Below are 12,778 nucleotides of genomic sequence, written 5' to 3'. Positions count from 1 at the left end.
TTTGAATAGAAGGGGATGTATGAAGGTCTTATCCATCATCATCTGTATTCATTTCTAGGCTTTAACCTAATTATTACAAGTAGGGAAATAAATATTGTTAAAAACTCTTGTCATCAGTTTAAATCTGTGTAAATATAAGTGTCAAGACATATGTTAATTTCACCTGTATAGTTTACTGTCAGGAGGATCACAATGAAAAGTTTAGATGTGGTTATTATTGGGAGTGGTGTAGCTGCTCTTCAATTAGCACAAAAAATTCGTAATGATTTGCATGTGATAATTATCACAAAGTCAGATATGAGAAGTAGTAATTCTTATTTAGCACAAGGAGGGGTTGCTGCTTCGCTCAGTAAAGAGGATGATTGGGCCCTCCATTTACAAGATACTTTGAATGCTGGACGCTATCACAATGAGGAACGAGTTGTGGAAGCTTTAACAAAGGAGGCACCTGATTTAATTCATGAGTTAAGTGCACTAGGCTTTCCATTTGATGAGAATACAAACGGGGAATTATCACTTGGGTTAGAAGGAGCGCATTGTAAAAAAAGAATTGTGCATAGTGGCGGCGATGCGACGGGGAAGCATCTTGTTGATTTTATGATCAGTCAATTACCTAAACATATTGAAGTAATAACAAATGCATTTGTTTATGAGCTTCTCGTTAAACGAAAAATTTGCTATGGCGTAAAAGTGAAAAAAAAAGACGAAACCCATATCATTTTCGCCAAACATGTGGTTTTAGCAACTGGTGGGTGTGGTCAGTTGTTTCAATATACATCTAATAGCCCTGTTGTTACCGGTGATGGTTTAGCTCTTGCACATCGGGCAGGGGCTATATTAACGGATCTTGAATTTATTCAATTCCATCCGACTTTATTATACGTGGGTGGTGAAACGAAAGGTCTTATTTCTGAAGCTGTTCGTGGGGAAGGTGGCGTTTTAGTTGATGAACAAGGAATTTCGATAATGAAGGGAGTTCACCCACTTGAGGATTTGGCTCCGAGGCATATTGTCGCTCAAGAAATTTATCAAACTATGAAGCAAGGTAGAAAAGTTTATTTAAATATCCAGAAGGTTGCACGATTCACTACTCGATTTCCGACTATTAGTAAATTATGTGAAGCTAATGGTGTTAATCTTGAAGATCAATTAATACCAGTTTCGCCTGGTGCCCACTTTCTTATGGGTGGGGTCAAGACGAATGATAGTGGCGAAACAAGTATTGCTCATCTTTATGCAATGGGGGAAGTGGCAAGGACGGGCGTGCATGGAGCAAATCGTTTAGCTAGTAACTCTCTTTTAGAAGGTTTGTATTTTGGTAAAAAAGTAGCTCAGCAAATAAATAAGAGTAAGGATCATGACGTAGGTAAAAGAAGCGATTATCGTTTTGAAATTAAGAAAGAGAATATCCAAGGAAGATTACCTGCAAAAGAAGATATTCAAAACCGAATGATGGAATATGTTGGCATAGTAAGGGATAAGGCCAACTTACAAGATCAGTTACGTTATCTCAATCATTTTCATCTCCCACAATCATTAGATTATCTATCACAAGAGGAGATTGAAATCGTTTTTATGATGGAAATATCAAAATGCATTACGAAATCAGCCCTTAAACGGAATGAAAGTAGAGGGGGACATTTTCGTGAGGACTTTCCAATTGAAATGGAAGAATGGATGAAAAAAGAAATTAAGCATGAAAAGAAAGGTGATCATGATGAATACATTGAAACTTCGCAAACAATTAGAGCATTACTTCATTGAAGATATTGGTGAAAGAGATGTAACGACAGAATTGATCTTTGGAGAACACGAAAGAGGTGCAATTACTTTTCTAGCGAAGGATACAGGTGTGTTTTGCGGTAGAGAGATCATAACGACAGGCTTTCCTTTGTTATCTAATGAATGCCATTTTGAATTCTTCAAACAGGAAGGTGAGTGGTTTAATCAAGGGGAAGTCTTACTTAAAGTATATGGGCCAATCTCAGCACTTTTAAAAGGAGAGCGTGTAATTTTGAATTTAGTGCAACGAATGTGTGCAATCGCAACGAAAACAAAGAAAGCGGTTGATTTATTAAATAGCACACATACACGTATTGTCGATACAAGAAAAACAACACCTGGATTAAGAATGCTTGAGAAATATGCAGTTCGAACAGGTGGTGGTTATAATCACCGCTACGGATTATATGATGCGGTCATGATTAAAGATAATCATATAAGCTTTGCAGGCTCGATAAGTAAAGCAGTAGAAAGTGTGAAGTCAAAGATTGGACATATGGTTAAGATAGAGGTCGAAATTGAGAGTATAGCGCAATTGAATGAAGCGATTACTGCTGGCGCAGATGTCATTATGTTTGATAATCGTACACCTAATGAAATAAAAGATTGGTTAACTTATGTGCCGAAAGGTGTTATAACCGAGGCATCAGGAGGTATCCGTTTAGAGGAACTTCATAAGTATGGACAAACAGGTGTTGACTATATTTCGATTGGTGCTTTAACACATTCAGTTGCCGCACTTGATATTAGTGTGAGAATGTCTATGATAGAGAAGGAGAAGCGAAATGAATCTATTTGACACGATTGAAAAACAAACGATACTACCAGAAAAATATCGTTCTTTATCTAATGGGCAGTTAGAAAATATTGTGCGTCGCGTGAAGGGTACCTTTGGAGACAAGTTGTATATTCCAGGCCACCATTATCAAAAAGATGAAGTGATACAATTTGCTGATAGTACAGGTGATTCATTAAAATTAGCACAATTTTGTGCGCAGAATACCCGAGCTGAGTTTATCGTGTTTTGCGGTGTACATTTTATGGCAGAAACAGCCGATATCTTAACAACTAAAAATCAAAAAGTCTATTTACCAGATATGAGAGCGGGCTGTTCAATGGCTGATATGGCTAATATCCATCAAACAGAAAGAGGATGGGAGCTATTAACCGAGCGATTTGGGGAGACCATTTTACCGCTTACTTATGTAAATTCAACAGCTGCCATTAAATCATTTGTGGGTGAACATGGTGGAGCGACCGTTACTTCTTCCAATGCAGTAGAAGTGGTAAAATGGGCGCTCCAACAAAAGGAAAGGATTTTGTTCTTGCCGGATCAGCATCTTGGCAGAAATACAGCCTATAAGTTAGGTATTGCTTTAGATGAAATGGCAGTCTGGGATCCGATTCAACATAGATTAGAATTTGATGGAGGAAATGAGCAGATCAAAGTGATTTTATGGAAAGGTCATTGCTCAGTGCATGAGAATTTTACAGTGAGGAACATCGAAGATATACGAAAAAACAGACCAGAAATGAAAATCATTGTTCATCCTGAGTGTAGAAGAGAAGTTGTTGAGCGGTCTGATATGGATGGTTCTACGAATGATATTATTCAGGCAATCGAAAAGAGTAAGCCAGGTTCTCAGTGGGCAATTGGCACTGAAATGAACTTAGTAAATCGTCTCATTCAATCACATCCAGATAAACAGATTGTTTCATTAAATCCACATATGTGTCCATGTATGACAATGAATCGCATTGATTTAATGCATTTGGCATGGAATTTAGAAATGTTGGAGAAAGGTGAGCCCATAAATCAAATCAAGGTTGATGATCAAATCGCTGCAGGAGCAAAACAAGCTTTAGCACGCATGTTGGTAATAAAATAAATTGAAATAAGGCTACCTTTCATTAGGTAGTTTTTTTATGGGTGAATCAAAAAATGTTGCTGTGGACAAAAAATCATTTCATAAGTCTGTTCAGAATTTTCATTAAAAAAATCCTTTTTTTGTGCTTTCCTTTAATGTTTATCATAATTTTCATGATTTCTGCATAAGTTTTTTTGAAGATTATTAGCAATTTGCCCATTCCTTCATAGAATATATGGACTCGTCGAGAAGTAGGTATGAGCCCGCACGTATTTATAGGTGTTAGGCAGCTACTTTTTATCCCGATTCGTTATAATCATTGATGGTATAAAGCTCTCATCAATGAAAGTTTGTTTTGTATAGGAGGGAACCAGCGTGAAAATCCATATCGTTCAAAAGGGTGATACCCTATGGAAGATTGCGAAGAAGTACGGCGTGAATTTCGAAGAGCTTAAAAAGATGAATACTCAGTTAAGTAACCCTGATATGATTATGCCGGGTATGAAAATTAAAGTACCAGGAGCAGGTGGGATGATTAAGAAGGAAGCACCCCTATCAGGAACAAAGATTAACGTAGGCTCTAAAAAAGAAATGCCAAAAGAGATGCCGAAAGAACAGGTAAAGAAGGAAGAAGTAAAGAAAGAAGCAGTAAAAAAAGAAGTGAAAAAACCGTATAAACCTAAAATGCCTAAACAAATCCTGCCGGATATCGATATAAACAACTACTATATGATGAATTTCGAAACACAAAAGCCGTTAAAACCTGTTCAAGAGCAAAAACCTTTAAAACCTGTTCAAGAACAAAAGCCGTTAAAGCCTGTTCAAGAACAAAAGCCGTTAAAACCTGTTCAAGAGCAAAAACCTTTAAAACCTGTTCAAGAGCAAAAACCTTTAAAGCCTGTTCAAGAACAAAAGCCGTTAAAGCCTGTTCAAGAACAAAAGCCGTTAAAGCCTGTTCAAGAGCAAAAGCCGTTAAAACCTGTTCAAGAGCAAAAGCCGTTAAAGCCTGTTCAAGAGCAAAAGCCATTAAAACCTGTTCAAGAACAAAAGCCATTAAAACCTATGCCGCAATTACCACCAAAACCAACCAATATCTTACCTAAGTCGACTGAGGCATCACAATCTCCTTCTATTAAAGGGAAGGAGCAAATCCAAGGAGGTTATGATCAACTTATGTATCCTTATAACCCTAATATGTTCCAACCTGGCATGCAACAGCCTTACTATCCTCAAAATCAAGGTGCTTACAACCCCTATCAGCAACAAGGTATGGTAGCGGGTGTAGAGAGTCCGAATTATCATGAAGAAAGTTCTTCATATATGTCACCATATCAAAATCAACAACAGGCACAACTGTCGCCACAAGTAGGAGGTATGTACGACCAGCAAGCACAACTTCCGCCACAAGTAGGAGGTATGTACGATCAGCAAGCGCAACTCCCGCCGCAAGTAGGAGGTATGTACGATCAGCAAGCACAGCTCCCGCCACAAGTAGGAGGTATGTATGATCAGCAAGCACAGCTCCCGCCGCAAGTAGGAGGTATGTACGATCAACAAGCGCAGCTCCCTCCACAAGTGGGCGGTGCTTATGATCAACAAGCACAGCTCCCGCCGCAAGTGAGTGGTGCCTATGATCAACAAGCACAGCTTCCACCACAAGTAGGAGGAGCGTTTGATCAGCAATTACCGCTACAACCGACTTATATGATGCCGGCGATGCAGCAGCCTTGCTATCCATGCCCGCCACCATGCCCGCCACATCATATGATGCATCATCATGGTGTAATGCCGTTCTATCCACAGGTGCAAGGTGTGAGTGAGTCAGGAGAACAATTACCGTTAAGTCCAAGTCAAAGCCAGATGCCGTTAAGTCCTAGCCACAGTCAAATGCCAATGCCTCCAACTGTAGCAGGAACACAAGATTGTGGGTGTGGTGGCCCTCAATATCAAGCACCGATGAATCAGGGTTTTGGCTATCCTTATAGTCCGATGCCGCACCATGGTTCCCCATATGGCTATGCACCAATGGGTGGCGCACAACCGTTTGGAATGCCAAGAGGCTATGATGAAAGCAGTGACTTCGAAGGATAATGTTAAAGGAGACGATCATCATAATCGTCTCCTCTCCTATTTACAAAAGCAAATACCATGGACCATATTAGAAATTAATCAAATCAGGCAAAATGTTTTTAAAGTAGAAACAAACCACACACCATTTATATTAAAAGGGTTTCGTTCTTATCATAAGTTTAAACTTCAAGAAACATTTACCTCTTCATTAATAAAGGAGGGGTTTGTTCATACTTATTCCTTTCTTCCTTTAGCAAAGGATCCACCGTTATTTTTCGATGGAATTTATTTTGGATGCTTATTTTATATCCTCCCTTCTGAACAGCCTTTTACTTACCAAAACGAAACCAACCGTAAAGAAGGGTTAGATCTCATTGACAAATTTCATCATGTCTCAAAAAAATTAAAGGATCGTTATGTTACATTATTGTCCCCCCACCACCAGCGAGATAAATGGAGAATTCGGACTGTGCAATTCAAAAAAAATGAAAGTATTTTAAAGTATTTTATACCAAAAGAGATAATGGCTGAATATTTAGCATGGGCAGATTGGTCTTTATCTGGTATGGGGGGAAAAGAACAGACAATTGAAGCGAATGAAGTGATACTTCACGGTGATGTGGCTCATCATAATTTTATTCGCGATGATAGTAACCAATTATTTTTAATTGATTTTGACTTAATATCCATTGGCCAAAAGGAATATGATTATTTACAGTACGCAAACAGAATTTTGCCAACGCTTGATTGGGAGTTAAATGAAATGGAGAAGTTCCCTCAATTAAAGGAACTCACTACTAGTAACCAATCTTTGTACGCTCTCTCTTATCCAACTGATGTCTTTCGGGAGTGGAACAGGTGTATTCGAGAACGAACCTATATTTATCCAAAGAAAATGCGACCATTATTATCCTTAACCATTGATCAATTTCAGAAAAGGAAATTATTTGTGGAAGAGCTGAAAAAAAGAATAGATGGATAAATCTAATTTGTATGACTGCCCCTTGTTTTTTGCAAAATAGTAAAGAGATGAAAAATCTCCAATATTACCAGTGGGGGTATGTTAAATGCAAAAGAAGATTCTATTTGTCCCTTTTGCTGTTGTGATGTCGATGAGTTTAGCTGCCTGTGGTACGAATAACGATGCGAGTGAGACGACAGATGAGAACCGGAATCGGACGGTACCTATGGGTTATTATACGAATGAACAGCATAATCAAAAATCGAAATTTAAGCTATTAAATGATGATGATGGTGCAGTAACAGAGTGGATGGATCATTCTCTAGGAGATGAAACGGATACAACAAGAGATGGGAAATTCAGCAAAACAGATGTCAATTATAATGGCCATATTGAGTATAATCATGTACCGCGGTCTAACTATTATCAATCTTATGAAGGAGAATTAATTGAAAAAGTTATCCATGATGCAGAAGAAGTAGAGCAAGTAAAAGAAGCGAGAGCGGCTGAGCATGACGGGAAGATAGTAATTGCTTTAAGACTAAATAAAGATGCGGATGAAAAGCAAGTTGAACAAGAGGTTTTTTCAAAGGTAAAATCCTTTGTTGGAGAGAGAAAAGTGAGAATTGTTACGAACGAAAGTCAATTCTTTCGCCTAAATACAATTGATAATGATGTAAAAGCAGGTCTCCCAATGGAAAAAATAAATGAGAATATTGATGAAATCTTTTATTCAAAGTAATCAATATAAATGAAGCACGAACAAGTTTGGAAATTAAATTTGTTCGTGCATTTTTTTTGGAGTTAGATGATTTACCTAATGTTTGTTATTTGATTTTAGTCCTATGAATAGGCTCAATCGGGAGTATGCGTATAAGGAAAAAAAAAGTGGAGAAAATATATAGTATTAAGAGGTGGATATACTTGGTGAAGGAGGGGCAATAATGAAGAAATTAAGTGCGATAACCTTAATTATCTTACTCATCACTTTTCCCTTTAGTATTCATAATAGCGTCCAAGCTGTAAGTCGTGGGAATGAAAACCAAACAATAAAAGAAATTAAACCAGAACAAATAGATATTATTTTAGAAAGAGAATATATTGATGGGGAAATTAGTCAGGAACGAGTGCGCGAAACGATATGGTCATTTGAAGATTTATGGGCAAAATACGATGAGTGGCAATTAATGGATATGAAAAAAGGAGAAATGGTTTTTCGTCAACAAGTAAATGATATTTCGCCATTATTAAAGGCAAATGGTTATTTTGGCATTACTGAAGATGGTGTACTCACCATTTTTAATGGAGAACCTAGAAAGGCACAAATTATTCAATCATTCTTTTCTATTGATTTAGGAAAGCTTGAAAGTAAAAAATGCGAGCAGTTGAAACAAGGGATTCCAATTAAGTCAAAGAATGATTACATGGAAGTTTTAAAATCTTTTAGCGGCTATTCTTTATAAATGAACTGTAGCGACCTTTTAAAGGTCGCTATTTTAAATGAGTAAAAGTTTATTTTGTCTTGGAGTGAGGAAAATCAAGAATGGTAGCAATTTTAAAAATATAAATAAATGGGCTAAACCGTATACTTACAAGTTGTAATGTAACTTAATTTTTGATAACATACAATTAAGTTACATTAAAATTTCTAGGAGGAAATCCTGTGGAGTTTGTGGATCCGATTAAGGATATAGAAGACATTAACAAAATTAAATCAGAATTAAGATTGCATTCACAAAGGGATGTACTCCTGTTTGTCTTAGGGATTAATACAGGGATAAGAGTGAGTGATTTATTATTTTTAAAGGTTAAAGATTTATGGGAGGAAGAGGGCTTAAAAGAATTTTTATATATTAAGGATGAAAAGAATGGTGATTCTCGTGCATTTTATTTAAATAACAGCATTTTGAAAGAACTAGCTTCTTATATGAAGTTATTTAAATTAAATGACAACGATTATTTATTTAAATCTAAAAAGAACAAACAACCTATTACAAGGCAACAAGCTTACCGTATCATTAACCAAGCGGCAAAAAAGGTTGGTGTACAAGGGAAAATTGGTACGCATACATTAAGAAAAACTTTTGGTTACCATGCCTATCGAAAAGGAATTGCCATTTCCATTCTAATGAACATATACAATCACAATACGCCAGCTGAAACGTTAAGGTATATTGGGATTGATAAATTCGATAAAAAGCTAATAAAAGTAGATGTCAATTTATAAAAAAAACACCTCCATATAATTGGAGGCGTTAAGAGGAAAGAAAGTATTATTTTTCATCTTCCTCGTCAAATTCAGGAGCCATATCAACGTTTTTGAAATCTTTTATGACATCATCTGTACATTCAACCTGCAGTGTTTTTTTATCTTTCATGAACTTAAACACACCATTATTAAAATCGGTACCGAGATCTTTGAAGAATATACCTTCATATTCTACATCATTAGAATATTTGAAAGTGAGTCGATAATGGTCCCCGTCCTTAATTAGATAAGCGCGAACACCTTTTTCAAAATGACCTTCTTCATCTTTTAATGATCGTGATACTGAGATAATATGCAGGTCGACAAAAGGTACTTCTCTTAATAGAGAGTTAATAATAGACCCTTTTGCAATTTGCTCCCAGCGGCTTTGAGCCGTTTGCCCAAGAATGATTTGTGTTATATTTTTTTCGCGAGCGACATCAGCAATAACTTTAGAAACAGGTCTTCTTTCATTATCTTTTAAAATGAAAGCATCAGCACTGTGCATTTCAGCTAATTGCTGCCATTTCGTAATATAATGAGACTTCTCTGCATCCATATCATCAAAAGGCTTAGGGTCAATCGTTAAAATATATAGAGGGCAATCCATCATGTTTGCAATCTTGCATCCACGCTGAATAAGTCTTTCACCATTTGGTCCATAATAGACGCATACTAAAATGCTTTCGTCCATACGTCCTTTAATTTTTTTCATGTTTTGTCACCTCGAAATAGATGTGAAATTCATAAAAATTTACATTTAATATCAATAAACTATGTATGACTATATCCTATGCGAATGAAACAGTCAATTAAAAAATGAAATTTAATGAATTCTGCCATTTTTGAAATGTGGCAAGATAGTTAGAAACATTATTTTCCCCTAATTAAAACATTAATGTAATGGATAAATTAACATAAGACAGAATAAGTATGTCACCCCATTTTTAAAAAGCTTTTTTTATTAATATTCACCTATTCACAGTCATTTCAGGAGGAGGGACTACGGTTGACGATATTGCACATCATGATTTTAATTCCATTTGTTTTTGCGATTTTTGTCCCGCTGTTATATAAATACTTCAATAAAAGATTGCATACAGGTTGGTTTGTTATTCTAATTCCTATTATTATATTCGTTTATTTGCTTCAATTAATTCCTAAAATATCCTCAGGAGCAACAATATACGAAACGATACCATGGATCCCCTCGTTTGGTATTAATTTAGATATGTATGTAGATGGATTAAGTTTGATCTTTGGATTACTAATCACGGGTATTGGTGCACTCGTTATTTTATATTCGATTTATTATTTATCAAAAGAAAAGGAAGCACTTCACAATTTTTATGTGTATCTCCTTCTTTTTATGGGAGCGATGCTAGGACTTGTATTCTCAGATAATATACTTGTTCTATATGTTTTCTGGGAATTAACGAGTATCTCATCCTTTTTATTAATTGCCTATTGGTATGAGAGAGAAAAATCCAGATATGGTGCGCAAAAATCAATGTTAATTACGATTTTTGGCGGCTTAGCGATGTTGTCTGGTTTTATTATGCTATCGATGATAACGGACACGTATAGCATTAGAGAAATGTTTGCTATGAGTGAGACAATCATTGCTCATGATTTATTCTTACCAGCAATGATATTAATTTTACTAGGTGCTTTTACAAAATCAGCACAGTTTCCTTTTAGTATTTGGTTACCTGATGCAATGGAGGCGCCTACACCAATTAGTGCTTATTTGCATTCAGCAACAATGGTTAAAGCAGGAATTTATTTAGTTGCAAGATTAACCCCCATATTTGGTGGTACAGCAGAATGGTTTTGGATTATATCAATTGTTGGATTAATTACGCTATTGTATGGTTCATTCAACGCTGTGAAACAAATTGATTTAAAAGGATTACTGGCATATTCCACCATCAGTCAATTGGGAATGATTATGAGCTTGCTTGGAATTGGATCAGCTGCCCTTTATTTCGGTTACGGAAATGAAGCTGCTGTGTATGCAGCGGCGATTACAGCAGCTATTTTTCATATGATTAATCACTCTACATTTAAAGGTGCCTTATTTATGGTAGTGGGCATCGTTGACCATGAAACTGGTACGCGTGATATTAGACGTCTAGGTGGTTTAATGACTGTTATGCCTATCACATTTACAGTTGCCTTAATTGGTTCATTTGCAATGGCAGGTCTACCACCATTTAATGGGTTTTTAAGTAAGGAAATGTTTTTTGCATCTGTTGTTAAAGTAACGGAAATGGATGTATTTAATATGGAAACATTAGGTATACTGTTTCCAATTATCGCTTGGGTTGCGAGTGTTTTTACCTTTATATACAGTATGATTCTTGTCTTTAAGACATTTAGAGGGAAATATAAACCAGATCGATTAGAGAAGAAGGCGCATGAAGCACCAATAGGCATGCTTATTTCACCTATTATCCTTGCGTCATTGGTTATTGTTATTTTCTTCTTTCCTAATGTGATTGCTGATTTATTATTAGTTCCTGCCGTATCAGCGATTCTTCCTTCTTTAATAGAAGAAGGTGTACTGAATATCCATATTTCAGCTTGGCATGGATTTTCAGCCGAATTATATATGACAATTGGCGTCGTTGTTGTAGGAACAATCATGTATCTAATGTTGAAAAAGTGGACCAAAGTTTATCGTCTATATCCACAAAATTTAACCATTAATGCACTATACAATAATAGTTTGGAAACATCGCAAAGAATAGCAGCAAGTGTGACAAATAAATATATGACGGGGTACACGCGTGATTATCTTGCTTATATATTTACATTCTTCGTGTTATTAATTGGTGGTACATTAATCATTACTAATTCTATTACGATTGATTTGACCAATGATGCCCCTGTGAACATTTTTGAGTTAGCCATTATGTTCTCCATGCTAGTAGCTGCATTTACAATACTATTAGCGAAATCAAGGTTGACTGCTATTATCTCACTAGGTGTTTTAGGTTATTTAGTATCCTTGTTCTTCGTCATTTTTAGAGCACCAGATTTAGCTTTAACTCAACTAGTAGTAGAAACGGTCACTACAGCCTTATTCTTGCTTTGCTTTTTTCATTTACCAAAATTCAAAGAGCAAACGCAAAAGCATAAAAAAGGTGTTCCATTTAAGCCATTGAATTTAATTATATCGATTGCGGTTGGTGCAGTGGTAACAGTGTTCGCGTTTTCGGCAAATGGTACACAAATATTTGAACCGATAGCAAGTTATTATGAGGATTCATATGAATTAGCAGGAGCGAAGAATATCGTAAATGCGATATTAGTTGATTTCAGGGGTATTGATACGATGTTAGAAATCTTTGTGCTATGTATTACAGCATTAAGTGTATATACACTGATTAAATTACGATTTTCAAGGAGGGAGAAATAATGAAAAAGCCTAATGATATTATTTTAAGGGCTGTAACGAATGTAGCAGTAGTCATTATTCTTACCTTTGCTGTTTACTTGTTTTTTGCTGGACATCACAATCCAGGAGGCGGATTTATTGGAGGGCTAGCTTTCGCAGCAGCTCTCACGCTCTTGTTTTTAACATATGATATTGATTCAATTAGAGTTAACTTTCCGTTTGACTTTAAAGTTTTAACAGCTGTTGGTGTGCTTATAGCGGTATTTACTGGAGTGGGAGGAATCTTATTTGATCAGCCGTTCCTATTCCAAGCTTTTGATTATTTCGACTTACCAATATTCGGGAAAACCGAATTAGCGACTGCTGTGCTCTTTGATGTAGGTGTAGCTTTAGCTGTTATTGGAACAGCAATGGTTATTATTATGACAATTAGTGAGGATCGATAA

General features: G+C 36.2%; 11 protein-coding genes. 10 read left to right on the top strand and 1 reads right to left on the bottom strand.

The genetic code is table 11. From position 1 onward, the window contains the following. Positions 1-192: 192 nt before the first annotated feature. The 8 genes from nadB to MKX83_RS16960 all read left to right on the top strand — a co-directional run bounded on the left by nadB (position 193) and on the right by MKX83_RS16960 (position 8,908). A complete protein-coding gene (gene nadB / locus MKX83_RS16995) occupies positions 193-1,764 on the top strand; it encodes an L-aspartate oxidase (RefSeq protein WP_341056606.1) in 1,572 nt (523 codons plus the stop codon). Further along, entirely contained in the window at positions 1,718-2,581 is an 864-nt protein-coding gene (gene nadC, locus MKX83_RS16990) for a carboxylating nicotinate-nucleotide diphosphorylase (protein WP_322909632.1), read from the top strand. Before nadB ends, nadC begins: the two co-directional genes overlap by 47 nt. Next, positions 2,568-3,671, top strand: a complete 1,104-nt coding sequence (gene nadA / locus MKX83_RS16985; protein WP_322909631.1) for a quinolinate synthase NadA — start codon at positions 2,568-2,570, stop codon at positions 3,669-3,671. The genes nadC and nadA overlap by 14 nt, the downstream gene beginning before the upstream one ends. Positions 3,672-4,025: 354 nt before the next feature. Next, positions 4,026-5,741, top strand: coding sequence for a SafA/ExsA family spore coat assembly protein (gene safA / locus MKX83_RS16980; RefSeq protein ID WP_341056605.1), 1,716 nt, complete (start codon positions 4,026-4,028; stop codon positions 5,739-5,741). Then, positions 5,716-6,702, top strand: a complete 987-nt coding sequence (locus MKX83_RS16975; RefSeq protein ID WP_095372421.1) for a phosphotransferase — start codon at positions 5,716-5,718, stop codon at positions 6,700-6,702. Before safA ends, MKX83_RS16975 begins: the two co-directional genes overlap by 26 nt. 85 nt (positions 6,703-6,787) lie before the next feature. Then, positions 6,788-7,423 (top strand): YhcN/YlaJ family sporulation lipoprotein, encoded by a 636-nt coding sequence (locus MKX83_RS16970; protein ID WP_095372422.1) that lies wholly within the window; start codon positions 6,788-6,790, stop codon positions 7,421-7,423. 202 nt (positions 7,424-7,625) lie between these two features. Beyond that, positions 7,626-8,144 carry an intercompartmental signaling factor BofC gene (locus tag MKX83_RS16965; protein WP_095372423.1) on the top strand — a complete coding sequence of 173 codons (519 nt, stop codon included), beginning with the start codon at positions 7,626-7,628 and terminating at the stop codon, positions 8,142-8,144. Positions 8,145-8,344: 200 nt separating this feature from the next. Further along, a complete protein-coding gene (locus MKX83_RS16960) occupies positions 8,345-8,908 on the top strand; it encodes a tyrosine-type recombinase/integrase (protein ID WP_095372424.1) in 564 nt (187 codons plus the stop codon). A 46-nt stretch (positions 8,909-8,954) separates the two neighbouring features. On the opposite strand, the gene MKX83_RS16955 is transcribed toward MKX83_RS16960, so the two are convergent. Then, entirely contained in the window at positions 8,955-9,644 is a 690-nt protein-coding gene (locus MKX83_RS16955) for a universal stress protein (protein WP_095372425.1), read from the bottom strand. 294 nt (positions 9,645-9,938) lie between these two features. On the opposite strand from MKX83_RS16955, the gene MKX83_RS16950 reads away from it, so the two are divergent. Then, positions 9,939-12,353, top strand: coding sequence for a Na+/H+ antiporter subunit A (locus MKX83_RS16950; RefSeq protein WP_157733924.1), 2,415 nt, complete (start codon positions 9,939-9,941; stop codon positions 12,351-12,353). Continuing rightward, positions 12,353-12,778, top strand: a complete 426-nt coding sequence (locus MKX83_RS16945; protein ID WP_095372426.1) for a Na(+)/H(+) antiporter subunit B — start codon at positions 12,353-12,355, stop codon at positions 12,776-12,778. The genes MKX83_RS16950 and MKX83_RS16945 overlap by 1 nt, the downstream gene beginning before the upstream one ends.

Origin of the sequence: Cytobacillus sp. FSL M8-0252 (assembly GCF_038007345.1) — a bacterium.
GTDB lineage: Bacteria > Bacillota > Bacilli > Bacillales > Cytobacillaceae > Cytobacillus > Cytobacillus kochii.
The sequence above is the reverse complement of the archived record's forward strand: the minus strand, read 5'-3'. Positions and strand labels throughout refer to the sequence as shown.